This is a genomic window from Ginsengibacter sp. (assembly GCF_057362405.1).
In genome coordinates, this window is record NZ_JBMQQG010000056.1 from 1 (window position 1) to 19409 (window position 19409).

15 protein-coding genes are annotated in these 19409 nt (G+C 38.3%); 5 read left to right on the plus strand and 10 right to left on the minus strand.

Annotated features, from left to right (window positions below; all coding sequences use genetic code 11):
* A partial coding sequence (locus ACO1O5_RS04875; RefSeq protein ID WP_486268716.1) for a hybrid sensor histidine kinase/response regulator occupies positions 1 to 2364 on the plus strand: 2364 nt, incomplete at its 5' end.
* Between the two features lie 4 nt (positions 2365 to 2368).
* Here the strand turns inward: ACO1O5_RS04875 and ACO1O5_RS04880 are convergent.
* The 4 genes from ACO1O5_RS04880 to ACO1O5_RS04895 form a co-directional block, all read right to left on the minus strand.
* Complete coding sequence (locus ACO1O5_RS04880) at positions 2369 to 4894, minus strand: DNA gyrase/topoisomerase IV subunit A (RefSeq protein WP_486268717.1); 2526 nt, start codon at positions 4892 to 4894, stop codon at positions 2369 to 2371.
* A 131-nt stretch (positions 4895 to 5025) separates the two neighbouring features.
* Complete coding sequence (locus ACO1O5_RS04885; RefSeq protein WP_486268718.1) at positions 5026 to 5841, minus strand: DUF1835 domain-containing protein; 816 nt, start codon at positions 5839 to 5841, stop codon at positions 5026 to 5028.
* A 45-nt stretch (positions 5842 to 5886) separates the two neighbouring features.
* Positions 5887 to 6240 (minus strand): four helix bundle protein, encoded by a 354-nt coding sequence (locus ACO1O5_RS04890; protein WP_486268719.1) that lies wholly within the window; start codon positions 6238 to 6240, stop codon positions 5887 to 5889.
* 90 nt (positions 6241 to 6330) lie between these two features.
* A complete protein-coding gene (locus tag ACO1O5_RS04895; RefSeq protein WP_486268720.1) occupies positions 6331 to 8214 on the minus strand; it encodes a DNA topoisomerase IV subunit B in 1884 nt (627 codons plus the stop codon).
* Positions 8215 to 8500: 286 nt separating this feature from the next.
* On the opposite strand from ACO1O5_RS04895, the gene ACO1O5_RS04900 reads away from it, so the two are divergent.
* Together ACO1O5_RS04900 and ACO1O5_RS04905 are read left to right on the plus strand one after the other, a co-directional pair.
* Positions 8501 to 8647, plus strand: a complete 147-nt coding sequence (locus ACO1O5_RS04900; RefSeq protein WP_486268721.1) for a hypothetical protein — start codon at positions 8501 to 8503, stop codon at positions 8645 to 8647.
* A 61-nt stretch (positions 8648 to 8708) separates the two neighbouring features.
* A complete protein-coding gene (locus ACO1O5_RS04905) occupies positions 8709 to 9497 on the plus strand; it encodes an SDR family oxidoreductase (protein ID WP_486268722.1) in 789 nt (262 codons plus the stop codon).
* Positions 9498 to 9542: 45 nt separating this feature from the next.
* Here ACO1O5_RS04905 and ftcD read toward each other — a convergent pair whose 3' ends face one another.
* Both ftcD and hutI read right to left on the minus strand, forming a co-directional pair.
* Positions 9543 to 11228 (minus strand): glutamate formimidoyltransferase, encoded by a 1686-nt coding sequence (ftcD, locus tag ACO1O5_RS04910; RefSeq protein ID WP_486268723.1) that lies wholly within the window; start codon positions 11226 to 11228, stop codon positions 9543 to 9545.
* Between the two features lie 179 nt (positions 11229 to 11407).
* Positions 11408 to 12649, minus strand: a complete 1242-nt coding sequence (gene hutI, locus ACO1O5_RS04915; RefSeq protein WP_486268724.1) for an imidazolonepropionase — start codon at positions 12647 to 12649, stop codon at positions 11408 to 11410.
* A 351-nt stretch (positions 12650 to 13000) separates the two neighbouring features.
* Here hutI and ACO1O5_RS04920 point away from each other — a divergent pair, with 351 nt between their 5' ends.
* A complete protein-coding gene (locus ACO1O5_RS04920; protein WP_486268725.1) occupies positions 13001 to 15010 on the plus strand; it encodes a thioredoxin domain-containing protein in 2010 nt (669 codons plus the stop codon).
* Between the two features lie 51 nt (positions 15011 to 15061).
* Here ACO1O5_RS04920 and ACO1O5_RS04925 read toward each other — a convergent pair whose 3' ends face one another.
* Positions 15062 to 16306, minus strand: coding sequence for a TCR/Tet family MFS transporter (locus ACO1O5_RS04925; RefSeq protein ID WP_486268726.1), 1245 nt, complete (start codon positions 16304 to 16306; stop codon positions 15062 to 15064).
* A 177-nt stretch (positions 16307 to 16483) separates the two neighbouring features.
* Between ACO1O5_RS04925 and ACO1O5_RS04930 the strand changes: the two genes are divergently transcribed.
* A complete protein-coding gene (locus tag ACO1O5_RS04930) occupies positions 16484 to 16693 on the plus strand; it encodes a hypothetical protein (RefSeq protein ID WP_486268727.1) in 210 nt (69 codons plus the stop codon).
* A 103-nt stretch (positions 16694 to 16796) separates the two neighbouring features.
* On the opposite strand, the gene ACO1O5_RS04935 is transcribed toward ACO1O5_RS04930, so the two are convergent.
* The 3 genes from ACO1O5_RS04935 to ACO1O5_RS04945 form a co-directional block, all read right to left on the minus strand.
* Positions 16797 to 17114 carry a hypothetical protein gene (locus ACO1O5_RS04935; RefSeq protein WP_486268728.1) on the minus strand — a complete coding sequence of 106 codons (318 nt, stop codon included), beginning with the start codon at positions 17112 to 17114 and terminating at the stop codon, positions 16797 to 16799.
* A 340-nt stretch (positions 17115 to 17454) separates the two neighbouring features.
* Complete coding sequence (locus ACO1O5_RS04940; RefSeq protein WP_486268729.1) at positions 17455 to 17928, minus strand: hypothetical protein; 474 nt, start codon at positions 17926 to 17928, stop codon at positions 17455 to 17457.
* A 100-nt stretch (positions 17929 to 18028) separates the two neighbouring features.
* Positions 18029 to 19315, minus strand: a complete 1287-nt coding sequence (locus ACO1O5_RS04945) for a T9SS type A sorting domain-containing protein (RefSeq protein WP_486268730.1) — start codon at positions 19313 to 19315, stop codon at positions 18029 to 18031.
* Between the last annotated feature and the right edge of the window lie 94 nt (positions 19316 to 19409).

The following is a 19409-nucleotide window of genomic DNA, read 5'->3' on the forward strand; positions in this document are numbered from 1 at the left end:
ATAGCATCTATCAATGCCGAAAACGAACTTTCCGCCAATCAGCTAATTTACAAGAACCTGATAGAGAATGCCGGCGTTGTCATGTATACAACCTCGATAGACGGCTGTATTACGTTTGCGAGCAGTAAAGCATTCCATTTGACCGGTTATTCACTTGCTGAATTAATGGGGATGCACTTTACTAAATTGATAGCCGAAGACTGCCTGGAAGAAGTTAAAGTGATTTACAAAAACCAGGTTAAAAATAAATTAGACGAAACCGTAAACGAATTTCGTATCCAAACAAAAGAAGGTGAAATAAAATGGGTGGAGCAATCTGCTATTCTTGTTTCTGAAAATGATGTTACCACAGGATTCCAATGTTTAGTAAAGGATATTACTGAGAGAAAAGAAATGGAAGCAATATTAAGAAAGTATGAAGTTGAACTGGTGCAAAACCAGGATCGCTTACAATCTATTCTTGATAATGCCACTTCGCTGATGTACATAAAAGACCTTGAAGGAAGATACCTGTTGGTAAACAGGCAATTTAAGAAAGCACTAAATGTTACTGAAAATACCGTGATCGGCAAAACTGATTTTGATTTTGCAGATCGCAAGCAGGCAATGCGATTTAAATATTCAGACGACGAAGTATTCAGAACCCGCAAACCCGTGCAACTGGAAGAAATTATTGATATGGAGGATGGACAGCATCACATTCTTATTATGAAATTTCCACTGTTGGATGCAAACAAAGAAATTTATGGAATAAGCGGCATAGCCACAGACATCACTGAGCGGGTAAAGTATGAGGAGCAATTAATCCAGGCTAAGAAAATGGCAGAAGATGCCAAAAAAATGCAGGAACAATTTCTGGCAAATATGAGCCATGAAATTCGTACACCCATGAACGGTATACAGGGAATGACGGATCTCTTATTAGAAACGCGTTTAAATGATGAACAAAAAGATTTCGCTAATACTATAAAGCGTTCTTCTGACAATTTACTGGTAATTATTAATGACATCCTTGATTTTTCAAAAATACAGGCCGGTAAATTAACGTTGGAAAAAATTGATTTTAAGCTCCATGAAATCGTAGATAACGTTAAGGCGATATTTAAACCGAGGATCCTCGACAAGAGAATATTTTTTGACTTCAACATCGATAAAAATATTCCCGGTATATTAAACGGGGATCCTTACCGGTTAAACCAGATTTTAGTTAACCTTATTGGCAACGCAGTAAAATTCACGCAAGCCGGAGGCATAACCGTTCAAATAGGAATTCAAAACAAATCATCCGATGAAGTCATGTTGGAATTTCGAATAACCGACACCGGTATCGGAATTACTGACGAAAATATCAGTGAAATATTTGAGAGCTTTACACAAGCCAGCATTGAAACCTCCCGGAAGTACGGAGGCACAGGGCTTGGCCTCGCAATTACAAAACAATTGCTCGAAATGCAGAGAGGATCAATTTCCGTTGAGAGCAAAATCAACTCGGGCACCACATTTAAATTTTCAATACCTTATTCTTATAGCGATGCTGAAAGTTCTATGCTTTTCGCGAGTAAAAATGTCAATAATTACAGCTCCCTTTTTGAAGGTAAGAAATTTCTTGTTGCTGAAGACAACGAAGTAAACCAGAAAGTGATACGGCATGTTCTGCAAAAAGCCGGCGGCATTGCAGACATTGCAAATAATGGCGCAGAAGCGGTTTTTTACCTAAAGCAAAACAGCGATTATGACCTGATCATCATGGACCTGCAGATGCCGGAAATGGATGGTTATGCAGCAACCAAATACATCAGAAATGAAATGCATCTTACCATTCCAATTATAGCAATGACAGCCTCCGCCTTAAAAGGCGAAAAATCAAAATGCCTGGAAATTGGAATGAATGATTATCTATCGAAACCGTTTGATTTTACATTTTTATACAAACGTATCACCTATTTCCTTGACAAGTCCATACCTAAAAAAATCCCTTTTATGTCCAACGAAAAAACAACCCATGAAACTTTGTTCGATCTAAGCCAGATCGAGATGATGGATGACGCTGGTTACACCATCGAAGTTCTAACGCTATTTTTTTATAATAGCCCCGCCGAATTAAGCGAATTGAAAAAAGCATGCCTTTCACAGAATTTTGACGCAGTTAAGAAATTAGCTCATAAATTGAAAGGGAGCGCCGGGATCGTGCAGGCGAACGGGCTTATAAAAATATTACTTAAGCTGGAAGAGTTTGCGAAAGCAGGAATCAATGAAGGCCTTACCGTGCTTGCGGAACAAGCAGAAGCGGAGTACAAAAAAATCGAAGTCCCTTTAAAAGAATATGTGAAGCAAATCGCGTCTTCCTCACATGTTTCCAAATAGGTGCCTATTGGTTTTCTTCTTCAAATAAATCTTTTTGTGTGGGGGTAGCCACAGGTTCAACCCATTCCATTTGATCACTTTTGGAATAGTCAGTGAGCTTATTGCCAATGGCACGCCAGCCCATTACATCAACCACTTTGTTAAGCTTTATTTTCGCCTTGCGAATTTGAGAACCACGACCGGTTTGCATGGCAAGCAGAGGTTCTGCTGCTGTTGTAACTTTTAAAAGACGATTCCCCTCTCCTTCTTTTATAAACAGGAATTTGGTATTTAATGTATTGGTCTCAATCTTAAATCGCTTTACATTGTATTGCAGCTTTTCATTGTCCAGATATACCGCAGTGATAATTTTCTCGGGATCAAATTTTTCTATCAGTTCAATATTGTCTGCATCAAAGCGCTGTGTAATTTCCTGTCCTGTTATTTCATAGTTTCCATCTTTGTAAATAATAAGGATTTTATCATCGCCATCAAAATTACCGAGGAACTTTCCTTTTGATTCTACATTAAGCCGTCCAAAAGTAGCATCGAACCAAAGTTTGCGTTTATCGAGTGTTGACTTTCCCTTTTCCAGTAATCGTATTGATTTAACAGCATATTTGGTAACCTGGTTGCCAATACTGTTTCGGCTGCGGATATCCAGCGATTCGAAAGAAAACTCAAGTTCCTTAATCCTGGCCTTCGAATTCGGCGACAAAATTATTTTTACCGTTTCTGCCTCCCCGTTAGGATTCACCGAGAAGTAATGCACTTTGCTTTTTTCATCTCCCTTGGTAAGATCATATTCTTTATCGCGGGTAACTCCGGTCACATTAAATCTTTTCGCGTAGCTTATGCCTTTCTTTCCTTCAGCATAAATCATGTTGTAGGTAGTACGTTCGTCATTCTTCCTGAATACTGCTACGTGAATAATATCTTTTCCTATAAATACTTTATCCGCTACCTTGACCACTTTCATGATCCCCGTTTTGGTAAAAGCAATTATATCATCGAGATCGCTACAGTCGTCCACGAATTCATCTTTCTTCAGTCCTGTACCTATAAATCCTTCTGACCTGTTTACATAAATTTTGGTGTTGGCTATGGCCACTGCCTTAGCCTGTATGGTATCAAAGAGTTTTATTTCTGTTTTCCTTTCCCGGCCTTTCCCATACTTTTTAAGTAATTCTTCATAATAACTTATTGCATATTGGGTGAGATGTTCAAGGTCATGATTTACCTGCTTTATGTTTTCTTCCAATGCCTTTATCTGTTCATTAAGTTCATCAATATCAAGTTTGTAAATTCTTCGTACAGGCTTTTCAGTTAGTTTCAGAATATCTTCACGCGTGATATCTCTTTTAAGTTGAACCTTATAGGGAACAAATGCTTTATCAATAGCAACAATTACTTTTTCCCAGGTTTCGTGTTTCTTTTCAAGCTCCTTATAAATCTTTTCTTCAAAAAATATTTTTTCCAGTGAGGTATAGTGCCATTTTTCCTGCAGCTCCTTAAGTTTTATTTCAAGTTCCTTTCTCAGCAATTCTTTGGTATTGTCGGCTGAAACTTTTAGCAGCTCTTCTACACCCGGGAACTCCGGCTTTTGCCCGTTAATTACACAGGCATTGGGTGATATGGAAACTTCACAATCGGTAAAAGCATACAATGCATCAATCGTAATATCTGGTGAAATGCCCGGAGCGAGATCAACCGTAATTTCAACTTCCGCCGCCGTATTATCCGTTACCTTTTTTATCTTAATCTTCCCATTATCATTCGCCTTGATAATACTTTCAATTAATTGTGTAGTTGTTGAGCCATAAGGAACGTCTTTTATTGATAATGTTTTTTTATCGATTTCTTCAATCCTTGATCGAACCCGTACTTTACCTCCACGTATACCGTTATTATAATTCGTTACATCAATCATGCCGCCAGTAATAAAGTCAGGATAGAGTTCAAATTTTTTTCCTTTATAATACTTAATTGTTGCCTCTATCAACTCACAAAAATTGTGAGGCAGAATTTTTGTTGCTAGTCCAACAGCAATACCTTCAGCCCCCTGGGCCAGCAACAATGGAAATTTCATCGGAAGTGTCACCGGCTCATTTTTTCTGCCATCATAACTTAACTGCCAATTGGTAGTCTTATTATTAAACGCAACTTCCAAGGCGAATTTGCTGAGCCTTGCTTCAATATACCTCGGCGCTGCCGCTTCATCACCAGTGCGAACATCGCCCCAGTTGCCTTGCGTCTCAATCAAGAGATCTTTTTGGCCAAGGTTTACCAGTGCATCACCAATGCTTGCATCTCCATGAGGATGGTATTGCATGCTCTGACCGATGATATTCGCAACTTTATTAAAACGTCCATCATCCATTTCCTTCATTGCATGAAGTATGCGGCGCTGAACTGGCTTAAGGCCATCTTCCACTGCCGGCACCGCACGCTCCAGAATTACATAGCTTGCATAATCCAGGAACCATGTTTTATATTGGCCGGAGATTCCGGCATCACTATGTATGTAGTCATCTTTTATACTCTTTGCCATTTTTCAATTTTTGATTGCCACGAATTACACTAATTTACACGAATAAGGTTCAGCACGTTTTAAGTTACACATTCGGCCCACAACCTTTCTTTGTTATTTCAATTCGCGTTAACCTGTGCAATTTGTGGCTATTAATTCACTTTCAATTTCACTTCGAACTCTTTCAAATTTTTTGCATCTCCCTGCGCATCAATTTTATTTTCGGCTATCATAAGCCTTATCCTCCAAAGCAGGTAGGCGTCTCCGGTAGTTATTTTCGATTTTGAAAAAAAAGCATGTAATATTTTATTTACTTTCTGCCAGTCGGGAGTTAAGAATCCTATCAGTTCTGTGTCATAATAGTCATAGTCATATTGCATTAATTTTTTTCCGCCCTCTAAGATTCTAACTCCTTTATTTTCGGCACATAATTTTATCCATTCATCCGGATCCACTTCAAATTCACTCAATGTTATGGTGCGGGCTAATTTTTTTGCTTTTAAAAACTCTTTGGGCTGAATTTCAAATATATTAGTCGGGTAGAAAATATGCCCCTTCTCATTTATGAAGGGAAGATTATTCAGATACAAAATAAAAATTCTGCCCTGCAAATCTTTTAGCTGGCTGACTAACCAATAATAACCTGACACATCATGTTTGTTTTGTGCCGCCCAGACCCAAACTATTTCTTCAGGATTGGCTTTTAGCCGTTCTAGTAATTCAGCGACAGTTTTATTGTCATCTGCAACAGATCCATCATCAACTATTCTTTCGTAGTGGCTACCAGACAATACCTCACGCCACCATTGTTTACGGGCGGCGATACCTTCATCAGTATAAATATTTAACAAGGGCCCTACGGCAAAATCATCTGTTACCTGGATAACATCTCCCTGCAACGATTCATCCAACTTTATCGCCTTTTTTAGAGTTTCAACATCATGCTCCTGGAAAACTATATGTATCATTTATCAATTAAAAATTATCAATTAAAAATTAAGAATTACGCAGCATCAGATATTCTTACTTGTTTTTAGAATGGAAGAAAGTATCTTTTTTAATTCTTCAGATTCCAATAAAAATGATTCAGAAAGTTTTAATTCAATTATTTCTGCATCCCGGAATAATCTAAGCCAATATGATGTTTCTCTTGATTCTTTATAAGCAATACCAAGCTTATGAATAAAATCACTTTTTGATTGCGCTCCCACTGCTTCTTCAACATTCGGTCCAATTGACGTTCCGCTTTTCAAAAGTTGGATTAATAATTCTCTTTCTACTTTTTGTTTTCTTAAATGCATATACAATTTAATTATACGCAATGCAAAAGTGTAAGACTTTTCTAAAATAATATTGTTCCGTTTCATAATAAGACTTTTAATTTTAAATTGCTTTAAAGAAAAGAGGATTTTAGTAATGGCGTTACTAATTCTTAATTGTCAATTCATAATTCTTAATTAAACAGCTTCAGCCAAATCCAGTTCAACTTTTAAATTATCAATAATAAAATCCTGGCGGGACGGAGAATTTTTTCCCATATAATATTCCAGCAATTGCTGTATATGAACCTCGGGTAAAAGCATCACAGGTTGCAGGCGAATATCTTCGCCGATAAATTTTCCAAACTCCTCAGGTGAAATCTCTCCGAGCCCTTTAAACCTGGTTATCTCAGGCTTGTTCCCTAATTTACTAATGGCTTTTTGTTTTTCATTTTCATCATAACAATAAATTGTTTCCTGTTTATTTCTAACGCGAAACAGCGGTGTTTCTAAGATATAAACATGCCCGTTTTTTACAAGGTCAGGAAAGAACTGGAGAAAAAAAGTCATCAACAATAACCTTATGTGCATGCCATCAACATCAGCATCGGTTGCAAAAACAATATTATTATATCTCAATTCTTCAAAGCCGTCTTCAATATTTAATGCATGTTGCAACAAATTAAATTCTTCGTTTTCATACACGACTTTTTTTGTGAGGCCAAAACAATTCAACGGTTTTCCTCTCAAGCTAAAGACCGCCTGGGTTTCTACATTTCGCGACTTGGTGATTGAACCACTGGCACTATCGCCTTCCGTAATAAAAATAGTTGTCTCCAGCCGTTTTGCATTTATCTCATTTTTATTCTTTCCTTCGGCAACGTCATTAAAATGAAACCGGCAATCCCGCAGTTTTTTGTTATGAAGATTGGCTTTTTTTGCCCTTTCATTAGCAAGTTTTTTTATACCCGCTAATTCTTTTCTTTCACGTTCATTTTGTTCTATTCTCTTTTTGAGTGCTTCAGCCGTTTCAGGATTTTTATGCAGGAAGTTATTTAATTCACGGCCTAAAAAATCAGCAATAAAATTTTTAACGCCGGGGCCATTCTCATACATAATCTGGGATCCAAGCTTTGTTTTTGTCTGGCTTTCGAAAACCGGTTCCTGAACACGTACACTGATAGCTGCGCATATGCTTCCCCGTATGTCCGAGGCGTCATAATCTTTCTTATAAAAATCGCGAATGGTTTTAATATACCCTTCTCTGAATCCAGCCAGGTGTGTTCCACCCTGTGTAGTAAACTGCCCGTTCACAAAGCTGTAATATTCTTCTCCATATTGATTGTTGTGGGTGATAGCGACTTCAATATCATCCGCTTTTAGATGGATAATAGGATAACGGTTTTCGTCCTCATTGGTTTTGCGTTGCAACAAATCGAGTAAGCCATTTTTACTCACATATCTTTTGCCATTATAATTGATAACAAGGCCCGCATTAAGAAAACAATAATTCCAAAACTGGTTGTCCAGAAATTCCTGCAGGTAATGATAACTTTTAAAGATTTTTTCATCGGGAATAAACTCCACTAATGTGCCGTTATCATCGCTCGTCTTTTCTTCTTTAAATTCTTTTATCAAAAAACCTTTTTCAAAAACTGCTGTTTTTTGTTTGCCTTCTCTAAAGGCAGTTACTTTGAAATAACTACTTAAAGCATTTACTGCTTTTGTTCCAACTCCATTAAGGCCCACACTTTTCTGAAAAGCTTTGCTGTCATATTTTGCGCCTGTATTTATTTTACTCACAACGTCTACCACTTTGCCCAGCGGAATACCTCTTCCATAATCGCGGACGGTAACGGTTTTGTCTTTTATCTCAACATCTACATGTTTCCCAAATCCCATAGTATGCTCATCAATACAGTTATCAATCACTTCTTTTAGCAGAACATAAATACCATCATCGGCGCTGCTACCATCGCCGAGTTTGCCGATGTACATCCCGGGCCTTAACCGTATATGTTCTTTCCAGTCAAGACTTTTTATCGAGTCTTCGTTATAATCAAATAAGTTTTTATCGGCCATTGTTTTTCATATTTTGGGGTCAAAAGAAAGAATTTTTGAGCAAAGTATTTTATTGACTTTTTATCTAAACGGAATGAAATTTTTTAGAGTACGAAAAAAATAATTTCCCAGTGCAAGTCATTGCGCCAAATATAATGAAACACCCCGCCAAAAAAATCTGAATTTTTTAAACAGGTGTGAATAACAATATTATTGGGGAAATTTCCCAATACTTTTCGCGTTAACTAAATATTATCGCTATGAAAAAACAGAATTTACGAGTAGATTTATCTTTTAAAAGTACTTTATGAAAAAAATAGCCTTACTGACAGGTGGTTTATTATTCCTGGCCTTTTCGTCATTTGCATCGCAGAAAGAACTGGGACGCCACCGCCATTATATCCACCACAAACATCATAAACATTTGATCAAACATTACCACAGGCATAGGTAACATAGTTGTTAACTAAATTCGCTATTGAAAATATTCTTTAAGATTTAAGTCAAAAATTAAAATGGATCTGAATTTAACGGGCAAAAATGCAATTGTTTGCGGAAGCACGCAAGGGCTTGGATGGGCATCAGCCGTGGAACTTGCTTTACTGGGTGCCAATATCACCTTAATGGCAAGAGATGAAAAAAAGCTTAAAGATGCCGTTAAAAATTTAACTGTCCAAGGCGGACAACAACATTGTTACATCGTTGCCGATTTCCAATACCCTGAAATAGTGGAAAGCGCCATTAACAATTATATTACCGACGATAAATCAGTAAACATCCTGGTAAATAATACCGGCGGACCAAAAGGCGGTAACGCCGTTGATGCTACTCCGCAAGAATTTCTGCAGGCTTTTAATAGCCATCTGATCTGTAATCATATATTAGTTAAGGCCGTTTTACCTTCTATGAAATCATCAGGATATGGCCGGATTGTTAATATAATTTCAACGTCAGTAAAGGAACCAATTGCAGGGCTCGCGGTTTCAAATACAGTTCGTGCTGCTGTTGCAAGTTGGGCAAAAACATTGGCAAATGAGTTGGGGCAATTTGGCATCACAGTTAATAATGTTCTACCCGGCTACACCAGAACCGCCCGCTATGATTCAATTGTAAAAAATAAAATGGCTCAGACACAAAAAAAGGAAGATGAGATCGAAGGGGATTTCATAACGCAGATACCTATGCGCAAAATCGGAACCCCGGCAGAATTTGGTGCTGCTGTTGCTTTTTTATGTTCGCCTGCAGCTTCTTATATAACTGGGATAAATCTGCCGGTTGATGGAGGAAGATTGAGTTGCTTGTAATTCGTATAGAGAATGGTGAATTAATTATTACGAATTTGATGGCATTTACAACCCAATCTTTTCATTCACAATTTTTATTATTTCTGCTTCCAAAGCAATCGTTTTATTTTCGATTTCTTTTCCCCTGGCAACCATCTCTTTGGCAAAAATCCTGTCATCGTATCCTGCTGCGTTTATACGAACATTCATGAAGGCGCCCATCACAGCACTTCGTGCGCATAAGGCGCCTACGCCTGCGTCTGAAACGGAATTTGGATTGCCCGTTTCAGCCATTGCCTTAATAATTTGCATTCCTGCAAAACTTGCCTGCATTACTTTGAATGGAACTTCAATAGCATATTTCGTTGCACTTTGAATTGATTGAGTCCTGATCGATTTTTCTTCTTCTGTTGCCCTCGGCAAAGAAAATGCATTCATGATCAGGTTGAACGCCCTGGTATCTTCATCAACAAGTTGTAGCAATTCATCTTTAAATTGCTGCCCTTTTTCGGCCCAGTTGCTAAACTCTTCCCAGCGTTTATCCCATCCTTTTTTATGTGATGAAAGATTGGCCACCATTGTACCAAGGGAAATCGCTAAAGAACCAACATAGGCTGCAACTGAACCACCTCCGGGAGCCGGACTCTCGCTCGCTGTTTCATCTGCAAATTCGCCCAGAGACATCCGAACGTATTTGCTATCAGCTTTGCTCCGAAGTTTATATTCAATTATTTTTTCTTCCGGGTCAAATGGAGAGAGTTCGTTAAGTCCCAAAGAAAGTATCGAAATCCGTATCAATTCTTTTTCACTAACGCCGGCCGAGCGCTGTTGCTTTTTCAAAAAATATTTCCCTGCATCGAGCAATGCCTGCAAGGGTATAAGACCAACAAGCTCACTACCGGTAACGCGTATCCCACGCGCTTCCGCTCTTTTACAAACCTCGTCGAACGCAATATGCACTGGTGTTATGTTAATGTTCGTAAGGTTCATTGAGATTTGCGCAATGCCATATTCTTCAATAAACCAGCCAATGGCTTTTACACTTTTTAAACTTCCCGGAACAGATACCGGACTTCCATCTTTATCTCTAACAATTTCGCCGGTAATGGGATCACCTTCCCGTTTTACTCGTCCTGCTTCACGCACATCAAATGCAATTGAATTTGCCCTGCGGGTTGACGTGGTATTTAGATTAACGTTATAGGCTACTAAAAAATCCCTGGCACCAATTACTGTTGCACCACGTTTTGCATCGAAAACGGCCGGGCCAAAATCCGGTTTCCATTCGGGCTGCTGAATTTTTTTGAAGAAGCCTTCGTACTCCCCTGCTCTTATTATTGAAAGATTATCTCTTTTTTTATCAGGTTGAGCAGCTTCATATAAATAAACAGGTAACTGCAAATCTTCTCCAACACGCCTCGCCAATTCCTGCGCATACTTTGCCGTCTCTTCCATAGAAATATTCGACACCGGTATTAAAGGGCAGACATCAGTTGCGCCCATTCGCGGATGTTCACCAGTGTGCTTACTCATATCAATTAACTCACCAGCTTTTTTTATTGCCTTAAAAGCCGCTTCCATTACGGATTGTGGATTGCCAACAAATGTTGCTACTGTGCGGTTGGTTGCTTTACCAGGATCAACGTTCAACAAACTCACTCCCTCAACATTTTCTATTTCGTCGGTTATTTGCTTAATGATACTGAGATCTCTGCCTTCAGAAAAATTCGGGACACATTCGATAAGTTGCATGTTGTAATTGAGAATTATGAATTAAAAATTATGTATCAGGCAGTAATTTTTGTTGTAAATATTTTTACGATAGCGTAATGTATTGGCCTTACTATCTCCCAAATCGCCGCGAAAAGTTATAACACTTTTTCAGAATAACATTCGCTAACAGTGAACCTTTTTTATTATGAGCCTTTAATTCAATCACTGTTTATAAACTCTCCTTTAATCATAACCCTATCTATTAAATTACTTCCGAATGAATATGGAAGATAGGCCAGAGAGGGAATTGGCTTTGTAAAAATGAGATTCGCCTTTTTTCCGACCGTTATGCTACCATATTCTTTCTCAATTTCCATTGCAAAAGCGCCATTTATGGTTGCTGCATTAATGGCTTCCTCTGGTAACATTTTCAATTGAATGCAACTTAACGCCACAACAAAATTCATATTCCCCGATGGCGATGAACCGGGATTATAATCAGATGCCAAAGCAATTGCGGCGTTGGCCTCAATAAGTTTTCTCGCCGGCTGATAGTGCATTCCCAAAAAAAATGCAGCCGTTGGAAGCAAGGTGGAACAACCATTATAGTTGCCAAGCATTTTAATTTCTTCTTCAGTTAAAGTCTCAAGATGATCAAGCGAAACGGCGTTTAATTCAATTCCTTTTTCTATTCCTCCAATACTTTTAAGTTGATTCACATGTAACTTCGGTTTTAGGCCAAAGCTTTTTCCTACCAGGCAGATTGTTTCCATTTCTTCGGCAGAAAAAAATCCATTTTCACAAAATACGTCTATATAATCTGCAAGTTTGTCTTTTGCTATTACCGGAAGCAGGTCATCGATCAAAAGATCAAGATAAGCACGATGATCATCTTTATATTCAGCCGGAAAAGCATGGGCACCGAGAAAAGTTGATTTTATTTGAATCCGGGTATTTTCTTTTAATCTTTTAATAACTCTCAACATTTTCAACTCCCCTTCTAACGATAATCCATAACCGCTTTTTATTTCAATCGCCCCGGTTCCTAATTTGCTTACTTCATCAAGTCGTTTGGATGCCTGGCGAAACAGTTCATCTTCCGAAGTTTCTTTTAATCTTCGCGCAGAATTCAAAATGCCACCGCCATTTGCTGCTATCTCTGCATAACTCAATCCTTTTAATTTATCTACAAACTCATTCTCCCTGCTGCCCGCAAATACAAGATGCGTATGACTATCACACCAAGATGGTAATATCATTGAATTTTTAGCAACTTTTGTGCTAATGTTTTGATATTTAAATGAGTCCATATCGCCAAATTCTGCGATAATATCGTCTTCAATAATTAAATAAGAATTTTCAATGCATGGCAAAGTGACGAGGTCATGTCCGCGCAATAAATTGCTTTCCATTCTTGTATTTACAAGTAAATGAATGTCGGTAAATATCTGTGTCGCCATCAACCGCTAATTTATGCGGAAAAAACCTTTTCAACTATTTATATTAATGATATGTTTACCCTTGAGGTTAATTTTCGGAAGCCAGTGACGCTAACAAAGAAAGTCATTCTTCACGCTGTTGTCACAATTGATATATGCAGCAAAATTATTTATCGTTATTTTGATGTCGGTTACAGGTAACGGGAAGTGTCGAAAAAAGGACCGGTCACCTGAAAGTAACCCTTATCGTTCACTATGTTTGCGAATACTATGATTGCCGACAGAAAAATAATTTTGCTTGTCATTATAATTCTTCTTGTTAGTTTTTCTTCGTGCAGTCAAAAAAAAGCCGCTACGGAAAAACAAAATTTTATGTACACAAATGAGCTTATACATGAAACCAGCCCTTATCTGCTGCAACACGCACATAACCCTGTAGATTGGTACCCTTGGGGAGACATCGCGCTTGCTAAAGCAAAGAAAGAAAATAAGATGTTGTTGATAAGTGTGGGCTATGCGGCCTGCCATTGGTGCCACGTTATGGAGCATGAGAGTTATGAGGATACTGTAGTAGCTAACATCATGAATAAAAATTTTGTATGCATAAAGGTTGACCGGGAAGAGAGGCCGGATGTGGACCAGGTTTATATGAATGCTGCTTACCTCATTAACGGAAGTGGCGGTTGGCCATTAAATGCTTTGGCCTTGCCTGATGGAAGGCCATTTTATGCTGGCACATATTTTCCAAAAGAAAAATGGATCCAGCTTTTAAACTACTTTGTGGATCTATACAATAATCAAAAACAAAAACTTGAAGAACAGGCAGCAAACGTTTCCAAAGGAATAAGAGATATTGAAAATGTTCCGATGAATACCAAAATCGTGACATTTTCAAAAGCTACAATGGACGAAATGTTTACCACATTAAGCCGTGGCATTGACATTGAAAAAGGAGGCACAAAAGGCTCGATGAAATTTCCTATGCCTTCCATATGGGAATATCTTTTACAATACAATTATTTCAGCAAAAACGCTAATGCGTTAAAGGCTGTTGAGACTACTTTAAAAAATATGGCGGAAGGTGGTATTTACGACCAGGTTGGCGGCGGATTTTCCAGGTATGCCACTGATCCAAACTGGCATGCTCCCCATTTTGAGAAGATGCTATATGACAACGCACAGCTTGTAAGCCTCTATAGTCATGCTTTTCAAGTAACTAAAAACCCATTATATAAAAGAATAGTATACGAGACAATTGCTTTTGTTAAGCGGGAATTAACATCCCCTGAAGGTGGATTCTACTCATCACTCGATGCCGATAGTGAGGGCGAAGAAGGAAAATTCTACGTTTGGAGTAAAGCTGAAATAAAACAAGTACTCGGCGATGACGCGGATCTTTTTTGTGATTACTATGGTATAACAGAAAAAGGCAATTGGGAACCGCACAAAAATATACCCGACATTCTTGAAGGGGAAAGTAATGTTGCAAAGAAATATGACTTAAATGAAGCTCAACTTCAAGATAAAATTGATAGCCTTAAGTTGAAAGTACTCACGGCAAGGGATAAACGAATAAGGCCTCACACTGACGATAAGATACTTACGTCCTGGAACGCCCTCATGTCAAAAGGCCTGATTGCCGCTTACAATGTTTTCGGCGAAAAAGATTTTCTGAAAATGGCGGAAGCAAACATTGCTTTTCTCTTAAAAAATATCGCAACAAAAGAAAATGCTGTATATAGGAATTATAAAAACAATACAGCAACGATACCGGCATTTTTAGATGACTATGCTTTTATGATAAGCACGCTTATTGATTACTACCAGGTGAATTTTATAGAAGAATATTTGCAACAGGCCAATAATTTTACCAAATATGTTGAAGAACATTTCTATGATAAAACTTCAGGAATGTATTTCTACACCGATGATCAACATAGTAATTTAATCGCACGTAAAATGGAAGTTGCCGATAACGTGATTTCTTCTTCCAATAGTGAAATGGCGAAAAATTTATTGTTGCTTGGTCTTTACTTCGAAAACAATAAATACGAAGAGCAGTCAACACAATTAGTAAAGAATGTCATTGAGGATATTAAGAAAAATCCTGCTTATTATAGTAACTGGGCACAAGCCATGACTTTGCAAATAAAGTTACCTTATGAAGTAGCAATTATGGGAAGTAGCTGGCCGCAAAAGCTTTCGGAATTTCATCGCCATTATTTGCCTGATGTAATCTACATGGGTGGAGAAAAAGAAGGAAGCCTGGCCCTATTGCAAAATAAATTAATTGATAAAAAAACGGCCATCTATGTTTGTGAAAATAAAACATGCCAGCTACCGGTAGAAGACGTTACTATGGCCCTAAAACAGATGAGATAGTCAGCAATCCTAATGTTTCAATACTTTACTCATTGTTAACGCCAGGTATTTTTAGGTTGGTGATTTAATTTCGTAATCGAGGCCTTCTTTCTCTTTGCTTAATACCTTATAAGCTACAACACCTGCGAAAGCCATTAATATTGCTCCCAAAACAAAAGGTGCTCCGGGAAAGTAGATGGCAGTTGATTTTGATGTAAAGTGTGCAAAGAGAGTTGTCATAATAACGGGACTGATAATGGCAGAAGCACTAATTAGACTTGTTAGAGCTCCCTGCAATTCTCCTTGCTCATTTGCCGGAACATGCCCCGTTATAATAGATTGCAATGCAGGTCCCGAAATTCCTCCAAGGCAATAGGGAACCAAAAAGACAAACATCATCCAACCTTGCGTAGCGCATGCAAATAGAACTAACCCCAATGCGTACATGCCAAAACCAATATAAATACTTTTAGTATTGCCGAGTTTTGGGTTAATGTATCTTATTAGAACTCCCTGTACAAGTCCAACAAGTAACCCAACCATTCCAAGTGAAAGGCCAATAACTTTTTCACTCCACCTAAAACGTTCAATTCCGAAAAAGGCCCATACGCTCTGCACAGATTGTCCGGCCATATAGACCAAAAAGAACGACAAGGCAAGTGCTGCAACTGCCGGATATTTTTTTAAGTGCTTAAAGGCTCCAAACGGGTTAGCCCGCTTCCATTCGAATTTTCGTCTATTAGCAAGCGGTAGTGATTCCGGCAATACGAGAAAACCGTAGGCGAAATTTAAAAATGTAAGCCCCGCTGCTGCCATAAAGGGAACACGGGAACCATACTGTCCCAGTAGTCCCCCGACCACTGGTCCAATGATAAACCCAAGCCCAAATGCAGCTCCCACCAATCCAAAATTTTTGGCCCTATCCTCCGGTGCGCTAATATCTGCTATGTATGCGGTCGCAGTTGTAAAACTTGCACCCGTTATGCCAGCAAAAGTGCGCCCAACAAAAAGCCATCCGATGGTTGGCGCAAACGATAAAAATATATAATCAACCCCAAACCCAAATAACGAAAATAAGAGAATTGGCCTTCGGCCGTACTTATCACTAAGGTTACCGAGGAAAGGGGAAAATAAGAACTGCATTATAGCATAGGCGAATGTGAGCCATCCACCGTAACGCGAAGCCAAACTTATATTACCATGAATTAATTCTTCAATGAGTTTTGGCAAAACGGGAATAATAATACCCAGTCCCGTCACATCAATTAGAAGTGTAAAAAATATAAACCCAAGCGCAGACTTTCCGCTAGAACGCATTTAAAATATTTTGGTCAAAGATGAAGGAAAATAATCCCTAAAAAAATTAATTACCCGTATTATCAAAAAACAATGAATCGGAAATAAGGTTTGGTAAGATAGTTGTAACTGTCATGTGATCGTTTGAATTTTGATTTTACAAACGCATTATTTTTTTAAAACCTTAAAAATACAAATATGAAAACAGCCGGATGGATATTAATAGCCGCGGGAATTATAATGATTTTAATTAAGGGATTCTCTGTACCGGTGAAAAAGAATATTGTTGACGCCGGGCCGATACAGATTAGTAAAACTGAAAATAAATGGATAGGTTGGCCAACCTATGCCGGAGGCCTTATCGCAATTATTGGAGTTGTGTTAGTTGTGGCAGGAAAGAGAAAATAGGAAGCAAGAAATATTGCACTTTTAATCCCTTTTAAGATAGTTTAATAAAAAGAAAAATACCCGGCTGAAGAGCCGGGCATTTTATCGCTTCATTACAATCTAATTATAAAAGAAGAATTAATAGTAATATTATAATTATAATGGCACCAACGGATAAGTAAATTCCTCTACTGCCCGATCTCTTAACTTCCTTTTTCATTTCTTTTACCTCCTTCCTAAGTGCTTTCCTTTCAGATGAAGTGAGGTTGCTTTTATCCATATCCTTTATTTCCTCCAGCCTTTTCATCAACTGTTGTTCGTGATTGGCGTTGCCAGTTTGTTCAGTTGGGGTTACTGGATTGTCAATTCCCGCAAATGCCGGCGTTACCAGGATTGTACACACGGCCATTACTAATACAGGGACAATTTTCTTTAATTTCATTTTAATAGTTTTTAAGTGAAAAATTGATGTTGTGAATGAATATAAATATATCAGCAAGATCATATATTATATTCTGTAATTTTTATTATCAAATTTGATTCCAAGGATTTTGAAAGTTAAAAATAATTAAAGTAATATAATATCTTCAAAGTAAATTTCCGAAAAAACCACCGGAAAAACCGGTGGTCGCAGCGCTATATTGCGCACAGATTATTTTTATGGAAACCTGCTAACCCACTGTCAGCAAAGGAATCCATGTTCTATCTGTAGATTGCATGAATACCTCCTTTTTATTTGATGAATAATGAAGTTACCAAAAAATAAGAACAGGTAAATATTTCTAGGGTAACTTTTTCAGCACCCTTCCCAGGTCATATTGCAAATCGTGATGGAGTGTAGACAGAACTGAACTTATTTTCCCCAATTGCGATTCGTATAAATTCGATAGCTGCCTGCTTGTATATAACGGGAGCGAGTAATCGACGAAGCAATTACAAAAATGGATAAGAATTTCCGCTTCAGATTGTTTCGATGATACAAACTTTATATGTCTGTTGACATATCTCAGGATTTTCCTCAGACTTTTTTTGACAAAATAAACATTGGAAAAATTTATCTCATCAAAGAGCTGCGTTGTTTCTGTTTTGATTTTATGAACGTATGATGCTAAATCGTTCTCTTCAAAAAGCAGGAAAGTAAGAAACTCTTTATTTTCCTTTTTGAATTTTGCCAACTTCAGGCAATAGGAACGAAGTTCCCCGCTGGTTTTATGCTCCAATTCTCTTTTGATATCGTTCAACGATGATGCCTTCATGTTCCGGTAAATATCGGTATTTGGTAAACAATTTTCTTTCAATAAATAAAAAGGGGAAACCGATGACGGTTTCCCCTTAAAGGCCGATGCCTGTGTAGTGTTATTGTTTAATCACTTTGTTGTTGAACAAGACTTCACCATTACCGCTGGTGATATTAAGTATGTACAGGCCTTGTTGCAACCCGTTTATATTTGAAAAATATTGAGTAGAACTTCCTGTAGAAACCGTCCATTTTTCCATAGACACCTGCTTGCCGGTAATGTCAATTAACCTGGCAAAAACCGGTTGGGTCGTTGCGCTTGTAAAATCTACCGTAAGGGAGTTATGGAAAGGATTTGTCAAAACTGAAATACCAATCTTGGCAAAATTCAGATTTACACTTACCGTTTTTGTATATGTAAAATTGCCATCTTTATCGACCTGCCTTACGTGGTAAAAATTCATGCCGCTAAACGGTTTAGGATCAAATGCACTATATTTCTTTACTGAAGAACTATTACCTGCAGCATTTATTGAAGAAACTAACTCCCAGTTCGTATTGCCATCGGCACTTTTTAAAATATCAAAATGGCTGCTGTTGATCTCTTGAGCACTTGACCAGTCAACGCTAACGCCACTTCCTTTTTGCCTGGCAGTTATTCCCAAAAAGGTTACAGGTAAGTCTCCACCTGCAGGACATGCAGAGAACTGAACATCATCCATCGCAAAATCATTTCCACAACCGCCAACAGTACCGTCAGAAAGTACGAGCCTTATACTCGTAACTCTAAAATTCCCCGTTGGTGGAAGTAAGAACGTTGAACCCAATTGCACCCATGTCGGTGTGGAAGAGGCGGTTTGCGGCACAGGCGCTGCGGAATAAGGTGAACCCGTTAATGGCTCCCAGGTATTTGCAGCAGACAAATATTCAACCCTAAAGGTTATGTTGGGAAGCAACGCTTCGACGCCACAAAGCCCGAATGTATCGACATTCATTATCCATAAACTTGCCGTGTAAGTGCCTGGGTCAAATCCACGAGCACTATCAATTTCATGGCTATAATATGTCTCGGCCTGGCCATTAATAACCATCATCTTGCCACTGGCATCGCCAGTATGATCGGCCGAATTCTGCCATTCTGGTTTTTGTTGGGTGTTGTTAATAACCCTGTATACGCCTTCGGCGCCGAGAGAACCTGTGGCTTGATAGGTCAGCCCGGTTGGAACAACGTCCGGATCACTCGAGGGTGTAGTTCCGGTTCCGAAGGTTTGTAAAAATATTATCTTCTGATTAGCACAACTAACCTGGGCATAAGTTTTTGAAGTAATACTGCTTAAGAATAAAAACATAATTGCCATCAGGGAGCAAGCAATTGTCCTTGTTTCAGACGTAAATTTCTTTTCCATAAAAAAGTTTTAGAAGTGTAATAAAAATTATGGAATTCGAAGGAAAAGGAGTGGAAGTTTTTCTAATAATTACAACCTCTATGTAATAAAGGAA

Bases quoted from the DNA above. Each gene is read 5' to 3' on its own strand.
- ACO1O5_RS04880 (WP_486268717.1), bottom strand. From the start codon at position 4,894: ATGGCAAAGAGTATAAAAGATGACTACATACATAGTGATGCCGGAATC.
- ACO1O5_RS04885 (WP_486268718.1), bottom strand. From the start codon at position 5,841: ATGATACATATAGTTTTCCAGGAGCATGATGTTGAAACTCTAAAAAAG.
- ACO1O5_RS04890 (WP_486268719.1), bottom strand. From the start codon at position 6,240: ATGAAACGGAACAATATTATTTTAGAAAAGTCTTACACTTTTGCATTG.
- ACO1O5_RS04895 (WP_486268720.1), bottom strand. From the start codon at position 8,214: ATGGCCGATAAAAACTTATTTGATTATAACGAAGACTCGATAAAAAGT.
- ACO1O5_RS04900 (WP_486268721.1), top strand. From the start codon at position 8,501: ATGAAAAAAATAGCCTTACTGACAGGTGGTTTATTATTCCTGGCCTTT.
- ACO1O5_RS04905 (WP_486268722.1), top strand. From the start codon at position 8,709: ATGGATCTGAATTTAACGGGCAAAAATGCAATTGTTTGCGGAAGCACG.
- ftcD (WP_486268723.1), bottom strand. From the start codon at position 11,228: ATGCAACTTATCGAATGTGTCCCGAATTTTTCTGAAGGCAGAGATCTC.
- hutI (WP_486268724.1), bottom strand. From the start codon at position 12,649: ATGGCGACACAGATATTTACCGACATTCATTTACTTGTAAATACAAGA.
- ACO1O5_RS04920 (WP_486268725.1), top strand. From the start codon at position 13,001: ATGTACACAAATGAGCTTATACATGAAACCAGCCCTTATCTGCTGCAA.
- ACO1O5_RS04925 (WP_486268726.1), bottom strand. From the start codon at position 16,306: ATGCGTTCTAGCGGAAAGTCTGCGCTTGGGTTTATATTTTTTACACTT.
- ACO1O5_RS04930 (WP_486268727.1), top strand. From the start codon at position 16,484: ATGAAAACAGCCGGATGGATATTAATAGCCGCGGGAATTATAATGATT.
- ACO1O5_RS04935 (WP_486268728.1), bottom strand. From the start codon at position 17,114: ATGAAATTAAAGAAAATTGTCCCTGTATTAGTAATGGCCGTGTGTACA.
- ACO1O5_RS04940 (WP_486268729.1), bottom strand. From the start codon at position 17,928: ATGAAGGCATCATCGTTGAACGATATCAAAAGAGAATTGGAGCATAAA.
- ACO1O5_RS04945 (WP_486268730.1), bottom strand. From the start codon at position 19,315: ATGGAAAAGAAATTTACGTCTGAAACAAGGACAATTGCTTGCTCCCTG.